At 72.7% G+C, this 15,310-nt stretch carries 13 protein-coding genes; 6 read left to right on the top strand and 7 right to left on the bottom strand.

Annotated elements, in window-relative coordinates; all coding sequences use genetic code 11:
• The first annotated feature begins 27 nt into the window (after positions 1–27).
• Positions 28–279 carry a hypothetical protein gene (locus ACGFW6_RS43415; protein ID WP_393522815.1) on the top strand — a complete coding sequence of 84 codons (252 nt, stop codon included), beginning with the start codon at positions 28–30 and terminating at the stop codon, positions 277–279.
• Here ACGFW6_RS43415 and ACGFW6_RS43410 read toward each other — a convergent pair.
• The 3 genes from ACGFW6_RS43410 to ACGFW6_RS43400 all read right to left on the bottom strand — a co-directional run bounded on the left by ACGFW6_RS43410 (position 255) and on the right by ACGFW6_RS43400 (position 3,720).
• Entirely contained in the window at positions 255–881 is a 627-nt protein-coding gene (locus tag ACGFW6_RS43410; protein WP_393522812.1) for an HAD family hydrolase, read from the bottom strand. The two genes, ACGFW6_RS43415 and ACGFW6_RS43410, sit on opposite strands and share 25 nt — an antisense overlap.
• 124 nt (positions 882–1,005) lie before the next feature.
• On the bottom strand, positions 1,006–2,004 hold the full coding sequence (locus ACGFW6_RS43405; protein WP_393522809.1) for a hypothetical protein: 999 nt from the start codon (positions 2,002–2,004) through the stop codon (positions 1,006–1,008).
• A 75-nt stretch (positions 2,005–2,079) separates the two neighbouring features.
• Positions 2,080–3,720 (bottom strand): substrate-binding domain-containing protein, encoded by a 1,641-nt coding sequence (locus tag ACGFW6_RS43400; protein ID WP_393522807.1) that lies wholly within the window; start codon positions 3,718–3,720, stop codon positions 2,080–2,082.
• 312 nt (positions 3,721–4,032) lie between these two features.
• On the opposite strand from ACGFW6_RS43400, the gene ACGFW6_RS43395 reads away from it, so the two are divergent.
• The 3 genes from ACGFW6_RS43395 to ACGFW6_RS43385 all read left to right on the top strand — a co-directional run bounded on the left by ACGFW6_RS43395 (position 4,033) and on the right by ACGFW6_RS43385 (position 7,256).
• The gene (locus ACGFW6_RS43395) at positions 4,033–6,666 is read left to right on the top strand and encodes a helicase-associated domain-containing protein (protein WP_393522804.1); all 2,634 of its coding nucleotides are present in this window, start codon (positions 4,033–4,035) and stop codon (positions 6,664–6,666) included.
• 178 nt (positions 6,667–6,844) lie between these two features.
• Positions 6,845–6,973, top strand: a complete 129-nt coding sequence (locus ACGFW6_RS43390) for a hypothetical protein (protein WP_093746457.1) — start codon at positions 6,845–6,847, stop codon at positions 6,971–6,973.
• Between the two features lie 73 nt (positions 6,974–7,046).
• Positions 7,047–7,256: a hypothetical protein gene (locus ACGFW6_RS43385; RefSeq protein ID WP_393522801.1), complete on the top strand. Its 210-nt coding sequence runs from the start codon at positions 7,047–7,049 to the stop codon at positions 7,254–7,256.
• Here ACGFW6_RS43385 and istB read toward each other — a convergent pair.
• On the bottom strand, positions 7,234–8,451 hold the full coding sequence (gene istB, locus ACGFW6_RS43380; protein ID WP_393522799.1) for an IS21-like element helper ATPase IstB: 1,218 nt from the start codon (positions 8,449–8,451) through the stop codon (positions 7,234–7,236). The genes ACGFW6_RS43385 and istB overlap by 23 nt on opposite strands.
• Positions 8,452–8,601: 150 nt before the next feature.
• Here istB and ACGFW6_RS43375 point away from each other — a divergent pair, with 150 nt between their 5' ends.
• Positions 8,602–10,245 (top strand): DNA repair helicase XPB, encoded by a 1,644-nt coding sequence (locus tag ACGFW6_RS43375; protein WP_393522796.1) that lies wholly within the window; start codon positions 8,602–8,604, stop codon positions 10,243–10,245.
• Between the two features lie 36 nt (positions 10,246–10,281).
• On the opposite strand, the gene ACGFW6_RS43370 is transcribed toward ACGFW6_RS43375, so the two are convergent.
• Complete coding sequence (locus ACGFW6_RS43370; RefSeq protein WP_393522794.1) at positions 10,282–10,461, bottom strand: hypothetical protein; 180 nt, start codon at positions 10,459–10,461, stop codon at positions 10,282–10,284.
• Between the two features lie 294 nt (positions 10,462–10,755).
• On the opposite strand from ACGFW6_RS43370, the gene ACGFW6_RS43365 reads away from it, so the two are divergent.
• Entirely contained in the window at positions 10,756–12,804 is a 2,049-nt protein-coding gene (locus ACGFW6_RS43365; protein WP_393522792.1) for a HelD family protein, read from the top strand.
• Positions 12,805–13,253: 449 nt separating this feature from the next.
• On the opposite strand, the gene ACGFW6_RS43360 is transcribed toward ACGFW6_RS43365, so the two are convergent.
• Both ACGFW6_RS43360 and ACGFW6_RS43355 read right to left on the bottom strand, forming a co-directional pair.
• Positions 13,254–13,994, bottom strand: a complete 741-nt coding sequence (locus tag ACGFW6_RS43360) for a copper homeostasis protein CutC (RefSeq protein ID WP_393522790.1) — start codon at positions 13,992–13,994, stop codon at positions 13,254–13,256.
• Between the two features lie 457 nt (positions 13,995–14,451).
• Entirely contained in the window at positions 14,452–15,126 is a 675-nt protein-coding gene (locus ACGFW6_RS43355; RefSeq protein WP_393522787.1) for a maleylpyruvate isomerase family mycothiol-dependent enzyme, read from the bottom strand.
• Between the last annotated feature and the right edge of the window lie 184 nt (positions 15,127–15,310).

Raw genomic sequence — 15,310 nt, 5'->3', positions numbered from 1 at the left:
CCTCGCGCAGGGAACTACCCTGGTCCGGTGCGTGACAAAACCCAAACGAATTCCGCCGCTCCCGGCGACCGACTGATCCGTGCCGGTGCGGTCGTGTTCTTCATCGGTGCTGTGGCCACTCTGGTCACAGTGGCCCCGTTCCTGCTCGGCACGACGCCATTTCCGACATACATGTTCGGACTGAGCATGTTGATGGGTGTCGGATTCCTCGTCGCCGGCGCCGGAGTGTTCCGTTCGATCGCGGCCGGAAGGCGTCAGGCGCGCGGCGCTTCGAGGTAGCCGGCGAGCCAGTCCGGGAACCTCGTCAGGTCGGCGAGGACCACGTCGGCGCCGAGCGCGCCGAGTTCGGCGGCGCTGTAGGGCCCGGTCGCCACGGTGACCGCCAGCGTGCCCGCGGCGCGGGCGGCGCGGATGTCGCCCTGGTGGTCGCCGACGTAGACGCTCGCGCCGTACTCGCGCAGGGCCTCCGCCTTCTGCTCGGCCCAGAGGTTGCCGATGACCGCGTCCGGGTCGATGCCGAGGTGTTCCAGGTGCAGCTTGGCGTTCGGCTCGTACTTGGCGGTGACGACGATCGCGCGGCCGCCGGCCTCGCGCACGGCGGCTATCGCCTCGCGGGCGCCGGGCAGGGCGGGGGTCGCGGCGATGGCGATCGTCGGGTACATCTCGCGGTACCGGTCGGCGATGTCCGCGACCTGCTCCGCCGGGAACCAGTTGATCAGCTCCTCCTCCAGCGGCGGGCCGAGGCGGGTGATCGCCAGGTCGGCGTCGATGTACGTTCCCGTCCGGTCGGCCAGCGCCGTGTAGCAGGCGTGGATGCCGGGGCGGGAGTCGATGAGGGTCATGTCCAGGTCGAAGCCGACGGTGAGTGCCATATGGGCCATTGTGCCCAGGTCAGCCTGCGGGCAGACGCCGGGTGGGTGTGATGTGCGCCCGGTGGCTCGGTTCCATGCGCTGTGTCGCGGGTGCGGGTCGGTGGGGGTTGAACGCGCAGGTCCCCGCGCCCCTTCAGGGGCGCCTCTGTGAGCGCCAGACGATGAACAACGCCGATGCCACCGCCGCGCCCCGCAGGACCCAGGGCCAGGTCTCGGCGATCGCGGTGTTGGTGTGGCCCTCGGTGATGGGGGCGCCCCAGCGGTCGTTGGTGCGGCCCCAGAGCCAGACCACGCCGGCCGTGAGGGAGAGGGCGGGCAGGATCATCACCGCCCACTTGGTCTCGGCGTCGCTCAGGCGGCGCGAGCCCCAGGCGATGAGCCAGCCGAGGAGCAGGGCGAGGAGGTTGCCGAGGATCGCGCCGGCGACGAGGAGGGCGGCGGCGACGAGCAGGAGGGGGTTGCTCCAGCGGCCGGACGGCAGGGTGGGCCGGCGCAGGAGGCGGCGGCGGGATGTCGGCTCGTCCTCCTCGGTCTCCTCCACGGCGGCCGTTTCGGGCTCCTCGGCGGGCTTCTTCCTGCGGAGCCCCGCCTCGTCCTTCGCGGGCGGACGCCTGAGCATCTCGGGGATCTCGATGCCGCCGACGAAGCCGGGGACGTCCTCGCCGGGGCCGAAGGGGCTGCTGTCGACCCGCCACCAGTCCGGCTGCAGCGCGCTGTCGCCGAGGTCGGCGGTGCCGGCGAGATGGGGCGGCGGAGGCGCGTCGTCGCGGGCCGCGGGGGGCTCGGCGGGGCGCGGGCGCGGCACGATCCGGCGCAGGCCCTTGGGGCGCTTGCCGTCGGTCCCCTCGTCCCGGCCCGCCGGCTGCGCGGGCACGGGGGCGACCGGCGCCCGCGGCGCGGAGGCGGTGCCCCCGGCCGCCGAGACGACCTCGTCCGGGCTGCCGAGGCGGGCGATGATGCGGCGGACGGTGGCGGGACTGTCGACCGGGGCCTTGGCCCGCCGCCGGTCGATCTCGCCCCGCAGTTCGTTCACCAGGCGCATACGGGTGGACGACGGCAGCTGCCGTTGCTGGGCCACGTCGCCGACACGGCTCAGATACTCGTAGACGACCTGGTCGCTCTCGATCCCCACGAAGTCCCCTCCGGGGTGGGTGCGTTGGATGCCCGGGGGGACGACGTTAGCGCAGGACAGCACGGGTGAGGTGGGTCAGGCCGGGCGGCACTCGCCCGAGTTCTGCACCTCGGAGCACAGGCCGTGGCCGTGGTCGCGGAGGATGTCGCGGCCGCTCTGCTGGGTGAGGAAGTTCAGGAAGGCCGCGGCGACGGAGCCGGCCGGGGCCTCTCCGTAGGTGTAGGCGAACTCGGTCTGCCAGTACGGATAGTTGGTGGCCTCGACGCCCTCCGCGGTCGGTTGCCGGCCGTCGATCGTGACCTTGACCAGCCCGTCGGCCGCCTGATGGCCGTCCACGGCGGTGACCTCGCTGTAGCCGACGGCGCCGGGGGTCGAGGCGGTGGTGTGCAGCATGGTGTCCGTGCCGGTGACCTCGCAGCGGCCGTACCGTTTCGGGTTGAGGGCGGCGCAGTCGGTCACGGTGAACTGGGGCGGTTCCTTGCCCGCGAGGACCTTGGCGACCAGGGTGCCGCGGGTGCCGGAGCCGGGGTCCCGGTTGACGAGGTGGACGGGTACGTCGTTGCCGCCGATGTCGGACCAGTTCTGGACGCGGCCCGCGAAGACGGCCCGTATCTGGTCCAGTTCCAGGTTCTCCACGCCGGCGTCCTTGTTGACGACGAGGGTGAAGACGGAGAGCGCGACGGGTCGGGGGATCAGCCGGGGGTGGCCGTCGGAGGCGAGTCCGTCGGTGAAGGAGACGTGGTCGCGCAGACCCTCGCCGACCGGGATGCCGGCCTCCCGGCCGGCCTTGTCGAGGTCGGTGACGCCGTCGGTGCTGCCCTTGAAGGTGTCGTCGGCGAGCGGGATGTGCACGTCGGCGCCGTCGCAGCGCGCGAGGTAGTCCTGGGCGGCGGCCCTGACCGCGGGGGCGAAGGCGGTGGAGCCGTGCAGGTACAGGGTGCCCTTGACGCAGTCCAGCGGGGGGCGCTTGTCCTCGCGGACGAAGAGCGTGAAGTTGGCCTGGACGGCGACGGCCGCGATCAGGATCCACATGACCCACCACGCGGGCCGGGAGGCGAAGACATGGCTCTCGGTCCTGGTCGCCTTCAGCCTCAGCAGCCGTACCAGCGGGTCGTACCAGCGCTCCTGTCCGTCGGTGCCCTGGACGACGGGGTCCGGGAACGGGTCGGTGCTGTGGTCCTCGGGCCAGCGTTCCAGCACGACGAGGACCTTGTACTCGGCGCCCCGGGGCAGCGTGACCTTCGGCAGCCGGATGGTGCCCGTGCGGTCGCCCGCGTTGTTGTTGCGGCGGAAGCCGGGTTTGGCGACGGTGCGGACGCTGTCGCCCTCCGTGACCTCCTCGAAGAAGAAGTCGCGCAGCGCGTTGTTGCTCGGGTCGGTGAGGACCACGGCGGCGACGCGGCGGTCGCGGAAGGTGACCTTGATGCCGTAGGGGTCGGCGGGATCGGCCAGATAGTCCTCCGAGACGATCTTGGTCGATCCGGCGTTCTCGATCCGGAGCAGCACGAAGGAGGGGTCCTTGAGCTGGTGGCCGTCGTGCCGCATGTCCCCGAGCACGTCGGCGTACGGCTTGTCGGCGGCGTCCGCGGCGAGGGTGTCCATCTGCACCCGGTAGCCGAGCCGCTTGCGCCCGACGATGGCGAACTCCCACAGGAAGGCGGCGACGGGGAACGCGAGACTCAGGATCGCGATCCACTGCTCGGCCTGCTCGCTCATCGCCGAACCCCCAATTCCCTTGAGCGCTGAAGTAGTTGACCGGGTGCCCAGGGTGACGAGTGGGGGCGAGGCGTTGCCAGAGGTGCCGGGTACCTCCGGATGATGTTCATCCGAGGGCCATCTACGAAACGTTCTGTTTGCCCGTGGGAAGAGAGCGCGGATCGGGCGAGGCCCGCACCATGACCGGGTCGAGGCCGGGGGCGGAGCCCCCGGGGACGCGCGCCCCCGCGCGGCCGCGCCCTGTCGCCGTACCCGGATCCGCCCCGCCGCTGTCGGCCCGACCGCCGGAGGCGACCCGCTAACGTGGGCAGGATGAGCGACCCGGCCACACCGCCCCGTTCCCTCGCGGAGGATCTCCGTGTGCGGGACGACGCCTCGCTGACCGTGCTCCTGCGCAGCCGGCCCGACCTCATCACCCCCGTCCCGACCGACCTCACCCAGCTCGCGACCCGCGCCGGCACCCGGGCCTCGGTGGTGCGTGCCCTGGAGCGGCTGGACCGGTTCGCGCTGCAGACGGCGGAGGCGCTCGCGGTGGCGGCGGATCCGGCGACGTACGCCGAACTGCTCGCCCTGATGGCCGGCGACGAGGGCGACCCGGCGGTCACCTCGGCGCTGCCGCACGCGCTCGGCGCCCTGCGCGAGCAGGCTCTGGTGTGGGGTGCCGACGACCGGCTGCGCCTGGTGCGCACGGCACGCGAGCTGCTCACCCCCTCCCCGCAGCACCCCTCCCCGACGGGCCTGGGGCCGACCGTGCAGGAGGCGACGGCCGGGATGTCGCCGGGCCGTATCCAGGAGATCGTCACCACCGCCGGGCTGCCCTCGACCCACGACGCGGTGTCCGCCGTCTCGTCGCTCACGGCGCTGTTCACCGACCGCCGGCGGATGACGGCCCTGCTCGCCGACGCCCCGGAGGAGTCCCGGGAGGTCCTCTCGCGCCTGGTCTGGGGACCGCCGTACGGCCAGGTCACCGCCGAACCCGCGGCCCGCCTGCGCTGGCTCCTCGACCGCGGTCTCCTCCTGCCGACGGCACCCGGCACCGTCGTACTGCCCCGCGAGGTGGCCCTGCACCTGCGGGCGGGACGCGCGCACCGGGCCACCGATCCGCTGCCGCCGCCCGTCGAACCGGCCGCGACGCACAGTCCACAGGTGGTGGACACGACGGCGGCCGGGCAGGCGTACACCGCGCTGGCCACCGTCGAGGAGCTGTTGAAGGACTGGCACGAGGGCGGCCCCGCGGTGCTGCGCGCGGGTGGTCTGAGCGTGCGCGACCTCAAGCGGACCGCCGTCGCCCTCGACGTGCCCGAGCCGGTGGCCGCCTTCTGGACCGAACTCGCCTACGCGGCGGGCCTGCTGGCCTCCGACGGCGAGGCCGACGAGCGGTTCGCGGCGACGCCCGCCTACGACGAGTGGCTGGAGCAGCCCGCCGCCGAGCGCTGGGCCCGGCTGGCGGAGGCGTGGCTGGCGGCGACGCGGACCGCGGGCGTGGTCGGCGGGCGGGACGCCAAGGACCGTACGTTGTCGGCGCTGGGCCCCGGCCTGGACCGCTCCGCGGCGCCCGAGGTGCGGCACCGGGTGCTGACGCTGCTCGCCGGACTGCCGCAGGGCGCGTCCCCGTCGCCCGAGTCGGTGCTGGCCCGGCTGCGCTGGGAGCGCCCGCTGCGCGGCCCGCAGCGCGACGACGACCTGCGCGGCCGCCTGGCCCGGTGGACGCTGAACGAGGCGGAGCTGCTGGGTGTGACGGGCCGCGGGGCGCTGTCGGCGCACGGACGGGCGCTGCTGGGGGTGCCCGCCGCGCCTGCCGCCGGGAAGCCGGGAGGCCGTGCCTCCGGCCCGTCCGGCACCGGCCCGGCCGCGGCGACCCGCGACACCCCGCCCGTGCCCTCCACGGCCGGCTCCCCGGCCCCGTCCGGCGGCCCCGGCGACAAGCTCCCCGTCCATCACGAGCACCGCCGCCCGGCCGGCCCGCCCGAGCCTCTCTCCGCCGCCGAGCAGGCCGTCGCCTCCGCTGCCGCCGCCCGGCTGCTCGCCCCGCTGCTGCCCGAGCCGCTGGACCATGTCCTGCTCCAGGCCGACCTGACGGCCGTGGCGCCGGGGCCGCTGCGGCGGCCGCTCGCCGACATGCTGGGCGTGCTCGCGGACGTCGAGTCCAAGGGCGGGGCGACGGTGTACCGGTTCACGCCCGGCTCGGTGCGCCGCGCGCTGGACGCCGGACGCAGCGCCTCCGACCTGCACGCCTTCCTCGCGGAGCACTCCCGCACCCCGGTGCCGCAGCCGCTGGCGTACCTGATCGACGACGTGGCGCGTAGGCACGGCCATCTGCGGGTGGGCGCGGCGTCCGCGTACGTCCGCTGCGACGACGACGCGGTGCTGAACGAGATCCTCGCCGACAAGCGGGCCGCCGGGCTGCGGCTGCGCCGCCTGGCGCCGACCGTGCTGGCCGCCCAGGCGGACCCGGCGGGGCTGCTGGAGGGCCTGCGCGCGATGGGCTTCGCGCCGGCCGCCGAGTCGGCGGAGGGCGACGTCCTGATCACCCGCGCCGACGCGCACCGCACCCCGCCGCGCTCGGCGCCCGAGCCGGTCCCGGACGGCCCGCCGACGCCGGACGCCACACTGCTGGCCGCCGCGATCCGCGCCATCCGGGCGGGCGACCTCGCCTCCACGACACCGCGCAAGCCGAGCGGGGCCGCCGCCGCGCCCGCCGGGGGCGAACTGCCGCGCACCACCTCCGCCGAGACCCTCGCCACCATGCAGGCCGCCGTCCTGACCGGCGAGTCGCTGTGGATCGGGTACGTCAACGCCGAGGGCTCCGCGAGTCAGCGGGTGATCGCGCCGGTACGGGTCGAGGGCGGGTTCGTGACGGCGTACGACCACACCGCGGACGAGGTGCGCACCTACCCGCTGCACCGGATCACCGGTGTCGCCGAGCTCGCGGACGACCAGATCTGAGGTCGGCCCGCTCCGGTTCACTCGTGCGGGCGTAAGCGGCGGTTCATGCCCGCCACGCCGGGCTTTTCCAACTCTTGAGGGACCTTTCGGAACTCTCCGCATCGCCTCGCGTGGCGCAGGGCAGCCACCCGGTGTCCTGATCACGCTCAAGTGAGCGCAACAGAGAGGTAGTTGTCCCATGCGCACAGCGCGTCGTCTCGCCACCGTCCTGGCCGCCGCGGCCCTGATGATCGGCGCCTTCACCACGCAGGCCGCCGCGGTCAGCGTCGACATCGCCGGGCTGGTCGTCGAGACCCCGCAGGTCTGACGCAGTGCAAGGGGCCGGTCCCGGCACACCAGGGCCGGCCCGCCCTCCCCCACCCGAAAGGCTCCGAGGCACCATGCGTTCCGAGCGCACCGCCCGCACCGTCCTGTCCGCCGCCACTCTCCTCGCCGCCGCGGCCCTGGTCACGGCCCTCGCGCCCGCGGCGACCGCGGCCCCCGCACTGCCGCTGCCGCTCCCGGCGGCCGGTGGGGAGTCCCTGGTCACCGAGGGGCTCACCATCGAAGGACCGCTGATCAACAACGTCAGTCTGCCCACGCTGAGGTAGTGCGGCGCATCCGGTAGCTCTCGCCCTCGATCCGTACGAGCTCGGCGTGGTGGGCGAGCCGGTCCGCCATCGCCAGGGCCGAGGGACCGCCGAACACCTCGTCCCAGCGGGCGAGCGGACGGTCGCTGGTCACGATCAGCGAGGACCGCTCGTAGCGGTGGGCGACCAGTTGGAAGAAGAGCGCGGCGGTCTCCGGGTCGAAGGGCGTGTAGCCGACCTCGTCGACGATCAGCAGGGCGTGCGCGTCGAGGGCGGCCAGCTCCCGCGCGAGCCGTCCGGCGTCCCGGGCGGCGGCCAGCCGGGCGGCCCACTGCGCGGCGCTCGCGAACAGCACCGAGTGTCCGGCCTGGCAGGCACGCACCCCGAGCCCGACGGCCAGATGCGTCTTGCCGGTGCCGGGCGGCCCCACGAAGACCACGTTGCGTGCCGCGGTGACGAAGTCCAGCTTGCCGAGCCGGGCGACGGTCTCCCGGTCGAAGGAGCGCGGGTGCTCGGAGTCGAAGTCCTCCAGCAGCTTGCGGGCGGGGAACCCGGCGGCCCGCAGCCGCTCCTCGGTGCTGGGCTCGTCCTCGCACGGGGCGGCCTGCGCCGGGACGAAGACCTTCGCGGCCGGCTCCCGGGCGGCGGGCTCGTGAGGGGTGTGCTGATGCGCCCGCTCGGCCTGCGCGGCCATCGGCCCCGACATGTACGCCAGGATCGCCGCCGACGCGATGAACGCCATGTGGATCACCGTGCCCCACAGCAGCGAGTGGTGCGAGGTGCGGTGGACGTCCACGAACATCTGGAGCAGATGGACCGAGGAGATGCCCACGATGGCGGTGGCGAGCTTGACCTTCAGTACGTTGGAGTTGACGTGCGAGAGCCATTCCGGCTGGTCACGGTGGCCCTGGAGGCCGATGCGGGAGACGAAGGTCTCGTAGCCGCCGACGATCACCATGATCAGCAGGTTCGCGATCATGACGACGTCGACGAGCTTGAGCACGGCGAGCATGACGTACGTCTCGGTGGCCTGCCCGGTCACACAGCGGAGAATTAAGGCCCAGAGTTCGTTGAAGAACTTGTAGACGTACACCCCCTGCGCGGCCACGAGGCCGAAGTAGAGCGGCGCCTGCAACCAGCGGGTGGCGAACAGGGCGTATCCGAGGGTGGTGGTCGGCGGGGACGGTTCACGATCGATGGCCTGCACGCTCGGCATTCTTCGCAGCCGCCGCCGTACAGGTGAAACCACGCCACTCACAGGAATGAAAAGACATCCTGTAGGACTCCGCAGGACTCCTGCGGGGCCTGGGAAACGATCAGGCACACTGGACGTTTGGTCGAGTGGTGAGCGGAAGGACGGACCCACGTGAACGGACCACTGATCGTCCAGTCGGACAAGACCCTGCTCCTGGAGGTGGACCACGAGCAGGCCGACGCGTGCCGTCGGGCGATCGCGGCGTTCGCGGAGCTGGAGCGGGCGCCCGAGCACATCCACACCTACCGGGTCACCCCGCTGGGGCTGTGGAACGCGCGCGCGGCCGGCCACGACGCCGAGCAGGTCGTGGACGCCCTGGTGACGTACAGCCGCTACCCCGTGCCGCACGCCCTGCTGGTCGACATCGCCGACACGATGGACCGCTACGGCCGCCTCACGCTCTCCAAGCACCCGACGCACGGCCTCGTCCTCACCACCACCGACCGCCCGGTCCTGGAGGAGGTGCTGCGCTCGAAGCGGGTCGCGCCGCTCGTCGGCGCCCGCATCGACCCGGACACCGTGGCCGTGCACCCCTCCGAGCGCGGGCAGATCAAGCAGACGCTGCTGAAGCTGGGCTGGCCCGCCGAGGACCTCGCCGGTTACGTCGACGGCGAGGCGCACCCGATCGAGCTGAACGAGGACGGCTGGGCGCTGCGGCCGTACCAGAAGCAGGCCGTGGAGAACTTCTGGCACGGCGGCAGCGGCGTGGTCGTCCTGCCCTGCGGGGCGGGCAAGACCCTCGTCGGCGCCGGGTCCATGGCGCAGGCGAAGTCGACGACGCTCATCCTCGTCACGAACACCGTCTCGGCCCGGCAGTGGAAGCACGAGCTGATCAAGCGGACCTCGCTCACCGAGGAGGAGATCGGCGAGTACAGCGGGACGAGGAAGGAGATCCGCCCGGTCACCATCGCCACCTACCAGGTGCTGACCACCAAGCGGAAGGGTGTCTACCCGCACCTGGAGCTCTTCGACTCCCGCGACTGGGGCCTGATCCTCTACGACGAGGTGCACCTGCTGCCGGCGCCCGTCTTCAAGTTCACCGCCGACCTCCAGGCCCGCCGCCGGCTCGGCCTGACCGCGACCCTGGTCCGCGAGGACGGCCGTGAGTCGGACGTGTTCTCCCTCATCGGCCCGAAGCGGTTCGACGCGCCGTGGAAGGAGATCGAGGCGCAGGGATATATCGCGCCCGCCGACTGTGTCGAGGTGCGCGTCAACCTGACCGACGCCGAGCGGCTGGCGTACGCCACCGCCGAGCAGGAGGAGAAGTACCGCTTCTGCGCGACGACCGACACCAAGCGGAAGGTCACCGAGGCCCTCGTCCGCCGGTTCGCGGGGCAGCAGATCCTGGTCATCGGCCAGTACATCGACCAGCTCGACGAGCTCGGGGAGCATCTGAACGCCCCCGTGATCAAGGGTGAGACCTCCAATGCGCAGCGCGAGAAGCTCTTCGACGCCTTCCGGGAGGGCGAGATCAGCGTCCTGGTGGTGTCCAAGGTCGCGAACTTCTCGATCGACCTGCCGGAGGCCACGGTCGCCATCCAGGTCTCGGGCACCTTCGGCTCGCGCCAGGAGGAGGCACAACGTCTCGGCCGGGTCCTGCGGCCCAAGGCCGACGGCCATCAGGCGCACTTCTACTCGGTCGTCGCCCGCGACACGATCGACCAGGACTTCGCCGCCCACCGCCAGCGCTTCCTGGCGGAACAGGGCTACGCGTACCGGATCGTGGACGCCGACGAGATGCTCGCGGACGGATAGCGGAGGGCCGGCGGGCCGGGACGGGCGTCCCCGGAGTCACTTACGGCGGACGCCCGCTTCCTCTCCGTACTCACCGAGGACGATCACGTCGAAGGCCGCCCCGGCGAACACCCTGACGGCGCGCAGGGCTTCGCCGAGGCGATGACGGTGGCTCCCCTGGAGCGCTGTCGCTCCGCGGGGGCCCGCGGGGGCTGGGTGAATGGTTGCTGCGCTCATGTCTCCATGATGCGTTCGCGCACATAAAGGCCGCATCGGCCTGCGGACCGAAGCCGCACACCGTCCGCGTACGTCTCGGGACGGACCGCGTACCCCCACGGAGGAGGGCCGTGTCCCCTAGGGGACGGACCTTGCGTACGGGGGTCGGCCGGGCCGGAAAATCATTGGCATCCGGCGTCGGCGCTCACCTAAGATCTCCGCTCTTGCCCGCCTCCGTTCACGGAGTGCCGCCGCCCGGACGGAAACCGGCCGGCCCGACCGACCACCTGCTCGTAGGTCCCCGGAGGCATCCCCTTGTCCACGCCCGTCGACGACCCCCTGGATCCCCTCTCCCGAGAGCGCTCCCACCTCGCCGGTTCCCGTGCCGCCCTGCGCGCGATGCGGGAGGACGTCGAGTCCCTCGACATCAGCGACGTCACCGCGAACTGGGTCAACGCCGAGGTCCTCGCCCGCCAGATCGACGAGCGCATCAAGGCGCTGGCCGACCTCAGTGACACCCCGCTGTTCTTCGGCCGGCTCGACTATCTGCATGCGCCGGGCGCCGAGGGGGCGGAGGGCGCGGAGGGCGAGCGCTTCTACATCGGGCGCCGGCATGTGCACGACGCCGAGGGCGACCCGATGGTCATCGACTGGCGGGCACCGGTGTCGCAGCCGTTCTACCGGGCGTCCAAGAAGGACCCGATGGACATCGCGCTGCGCCGCCGCTTCGGCTACACCGGCGGCGATCTCACGGCGTACGAGGACGAGCACCTCTCCGACCCGCAGGAGGCGGCCCGCACCAGCAAGCTGCTCCAGCGGGAGATCGAGCGTCCGCGCGTCGGCCCGATGCGCGACATCGTGGCGACGATCCAGCCCGAGCAGGACGAGATCGTACGGTCCGGGCTCGGCGGGACGGTGTGCGTGCAGGGCGGCCCCGGCACCGGGAAGACGGCGGTCGGCCTGCACCGGGTCGCCTACCTCCTGTACGCCCACCGCGAGCGCCTCGCCCGCACCGGCACCCTGGTGATCGGGCCGAACAAGTCCTTCCTCCACTACATCGAACAGGTGCTCCCGGCCCTCGGTGAGTTGACGGTCCGCCAGGCGACCGTGGACGACCTGGTCGCCCATGTCGAGGTGCGCGGCACGGACGAGGCGACGGCCGCGGTCGTCAAGGGGGACGCACGGCTGGCGGAGGTGCTGCGGCGGGCGGTCTACTCGCACGTGACCATGCCGACGGAGGCGGTGGTCGTCGTCCGCGGATCCCGCCGGTGGCGCGTCCCGGCGTACGAACTCGAAGAGACCGTACGGGAGTTGCTGGACCGCGGCATCCGCTACGGTGCCGCCCGCGAGGCCCTTCCGCAGCGCATCGCACATGCCGTGCTGGTGCAGATGGAACGGTCGGGGGAGGCGCCGGACGACCGGGTGCAGGACGCGGTGGCCCGCAACAGCGCCGTGAAGGCGGCCGTGAAGGCGATCTGGCCGCCGGTCGACCCGGCGAAGCTGGTGCTGCGGCTGCTGACGGACGCGGACTTCCTTGCCGAGCACGCCGCCGGAATCCTGTCCGGGGACGAGCAGAAGACGATCCTGTGGGCGAAGCCGGTGCGGTCGGTGAAGTCCGCGAAGTGGTCGGCGGCGGACGCGGTGCTGATCGACGAGGTGGCCGACCTCGTGTCCCGGACGGCGTCCCTCGGCCATGTCGTGCTCGACGAGGCGCAGGACCTCTCCCCCATGCAGTACCGGGCGGTGGGGCGGCGCTGTACGACCGGGTCGGCGACGGTGCTCGGTGACCTGGCGCAGGGCACGACGCCGTGGGCGACGCGCAGTTGGGACGAGGCGCTGGCGCACCTCGGCAAGTCGGAGGGGGTCATCGAGGAGCTGACGGCCGGTTTCCGCGTCCCCACGGACGTGATCGCGTACGCCTCCCGTCTGCTCCCGCACATCGCGCCGGGGCTGGCTCCGGTGGCGTCGATCCGGGAGAATCCCGGGTTCTTCGAGGTCCGTCCGGTGTCGGAGACGGCCGACGTGGTCGCCGCGTGCGGGGAGTTGCTGCGGCGGGAGGGGTCGGTCGGCCTGATCGCCGCGGACGCGCGGGTCGCGGCGCTGGCGGAGGCGCTGGCCGAGGCGGGTATCGGGTACCTCTCCCCCGGCGAGGAGACGACCCACGAGACCCGGCTGACCCTGGTCCCCGCGTCCCTCGCGAAGGGTCTGGAGTACGACTACGTCGTCCTGGACGAGCCCTGCGCGGTGGTGGACGGCGAGCCGGACGAACGGACCGGGTTGCGGCGGTTGTATGTCGCGCTGACGAGGGCGGTGTCCGGGTTGGTGGTGGTGCATGCGGCGGGGTTGCCGTCGCAGCTGGGGTGAGGGCCGGGGGTTCGGGGTGACGCCGGCTCGTGTTTCGTGTGCGGGCCGGTGGGGGCCGGTCGCGCAGTTCCCCGCGCCCCTGAAGGGGTTGCGGACCCGCCGGTTGATTGGCTGAGGGTGCTGCCGGCTGGTGTTCGTCTGCGGGCCGGTGGGGGTGGATCGCGCAGTTCCCCGCGCCCCTGAAGGGGTTGCGGACCCGCCGGTTGATTGGTTGAGGGTGCTGCCGGCTGGTGTTCGTCTGCGGGCCGGTGGGGGTGGATCGCGCAGTTCCCCGCGCCCCTGAAGGGGTTGCGGACCCGTCGGTTGATTGGTTGAGGGTGCTGCCGGCTGGTGTTCGTGTGCGGGGCGGTGGGGGCTGGTCGCGCAGTTCCCCGCGCCCCTGAGGGGGTGGGGCTGAGGGGGATGGGTGCGTGGGTACGGCGTTGCTCGGTGGGGCGTTGCTCGTGTGTCTACCGGGTGGGGGGCTGGCTCTGGGCGGCGGGGGTCGGGACTCCCCCTGTTCCTCCGTCCAGTGCGGCTCGCCAGTTCGCGACCGCGGTTGTGGACACGGGGCCGTTCCAGCCCTGGGGGCGGGCCGCGCCGCCGATGTGGAAGGCGTTGATGCCGGCGTTCTGGAGGGTGGGGACGTGGTCGAGGCGGAGGCCGCCGCCGACCAGGATGTGCTGCTCGTACCCGGGTTCTCCGGCCCTCTCCGCCTCGGCGAGCAGCGTGGGCAGGCCCTCGTCCACGCCCTCCGCCGCGCCGGCCGTGAGGTAGGTGTCCAGCCCCGGCATCCCGTCGAGCTGCTTGCGCAGTGCGTCCCGGTCGGCGGCGCGGTCGATGGCACGGTGGAAGGTCCACCGGCACCCGTCCAGCACGGCCACCACCCGCTCGACGGCCTCCAGATCGACCCCGCCGTCCGCGTCGAGGAACCCGAGCACGAACTCGTCGGCCCCGGCGTCCCGCATCGCCCGCGCCGTCCGGATCACCCGCTCGACGTCCCCCACCGCGAACCCGTCCGCCAGCCTCAGCATCACGCGCAGGTCGATGTCGACGGCGGCACGGACACCGGCGAACGTCTCCACCGGCGGGGTCAGGCCGTCGGCCGCCATGTCGGTGACCAGTTCGAGCCGATCCGCACCTCCGGCCTGGGCGGCGACCGCGTCCTCGACGCCGAGGGCGATCACCTCCAGGACTGCACGCTTGCTCATGGGACCCCATTCCTCGGTATTGGACGACGCTAGAGGTCTAGCCCAAACAGGTCTAGTCCAATCCCACCCTACGCCGCCCACCCAAGATCAGCCCACACCACAACCCGGCCAACGGCACACCGAGCCGACCACGCCCCCGACCAACGAACCAACGGAACCCCACCCCCTCAGGGACGCGGGGAACTGCGCGACCGGCCCCCACCTGCCCGCACACGAACACCAGCCGGCAGCACCCTCAGCCAGTCAACCGGCGGGTCCGCAACCCCTTCAGGGGCGCGGGGAACTGCGCGACCAGCCCCCACCCACCCGCAGACGACCGCGAATCGTCAACGCCCCCGACCAACGAACCGACGGAACCGCACCCCCTCAGGGGCGCGGGGAACTGCGCGACCAACCCCCACCCACCCGCACACGAACACCAGCCGGCACCACCCCGAACCCCCGGCCCCCTCCCCCCTCACCCGAAAATGTTCAGCTCCTTCGGCTCAACCCCCACCAGCTCATACCCCGCCCCCTCCACCGGCCGCCCCGCATACAACCGCAGCAGCGTCGCCGCATCCCCGATGTACCGGGCCGGAGGCCGCCCCGCCGCCGCGTCACCCAGCCGCACCGGCTCATCGACATCGTCCAGATCCGCATGCAGCGGAACATGCCGCCGATCCCGCGTCAGCCAGGCAAGCAGCCGAACCGCATCCGCCATCCCCGCCCCCGCATACGCCCCCGGCGCCCCCCGCACCTCCCGCACATCCCCCGCATGCACCCACTCCCCGAGCGCGATGCCGTCCAGCGCCCCGCCCGCCCGGGCGATCACGGGCCCCGCCTCGGTCATCCCGCGCTCCAACTCGTCGACGACCCGCGCATCACTCCACTCGGCCCGCTCGGCGATGTCCCGGTCGTTGGACTCCGGCGAGAACACACCCTCCTCGAACCGGTTCTCCACCACCCGCATCAACGCGGCCGAACAGTGCGCCAGCACATCCCGCACCGACCACCCCGGACACGCCACCGTCGGCAACGCGAAGTCCGCGGCCGACCGCCCCCGCAACAGCGGCACCAGCGCATCCCGCTCGACGACCAACAGCCGCCCCGGCAGTTCCGGATCCCGTACGTCGTGCACGTCAGCAGAAGTCATGCCCTCCACGCTAGGCGCTCCACCGGCAACGCCGCAGGGGTGCCACGATCGTCCGTCAGTCGTCTGCGGACCCGTCACAGCTGATCGCGCAGTTCCCCGCGCCCCCGGCGCCACTCACGAACCAACGGGACTCGAACCCCCTCAGGGGCGCGGGGAACTGCGCGACCCACCCCCACCCACCCGC

It is taken from the genome of Streptomyces sp. Y7 (genome assembly GCF_043195415.1).
GTDB lineage: Bacteria > Actinomycetota > Actinomycetes > Streptomycetales > Streptomycetaceae > Streptomyces.
Note: the sequence above shows the minus strand (reverse complement) of the source record. Positions and strands in the feature narration are given on the sequence as shown.

Coding starts and splice junctions, on each gene's coding strand:
- ACGFW6_RS43410 (WP_393522812.1), bottom strand. CDS start 881: ATGGCCCATATGGCACTCACCGTCGGCTTCGACCTGGACATGACCCTC.
- ACGFW6_RS43395 (WP_393522804.1), top strand. CDS start 4,033: ATGAGCGACCCGGCCACACCGCCCCGTTCCCTCGCGGAGGATCTCCGT.
- ACGFW6_RS43385 (WP_393522801.1), top strand. CDS start 7,047: ATGCGTTCCGAGCGCACCGCCCGCACCGTCCTGTCCGCCGCCACTCTC.
- ACGFW6_RS43370 (WP_393522794.1), bottom strand. CDS start 10,461: ATGAGCGCAGCAACCATTCACCCAGCCCCCGCGGGCCCCCGCGGAGCG.
- ACGFW6_RS43360 (WP_393522790.1), bottom strand. CDS start 13,994: ATGAGCAAGCGTGCAGTCCTGGAGGTGATCGCCCTCGGCGTCGAGGAC.
- ACGFW6_RS43400 (WP_393522807.1), bottom strand. CDS start 3,720: ATGAGCGAGCAGGCCGAGCAGTGGATCGCGATCCTGAGTCTCGCGTTC.
- istB (WP_393522799.1), bottom strand. CDS start 8,451: ATGCCGAGCGTGCAGGCCATCGATCGTGAACCGTCCCCGCCGACCACC.
- ACGFW6_RS43390 (WP_093746457.1), top strand. CDS start 6,845: ATGCGCACAGCGCGTCGTCTCGCCACCGTCCTGGCCGCCGCGGCCCTG.
- ACGFW6_RS43355 (WP_393522787.1), bottom strand. CDS start 15,126: ATGACTTCTGCTGACGTGCACGACGTACGGGATCCGGAACTGCCGGGG.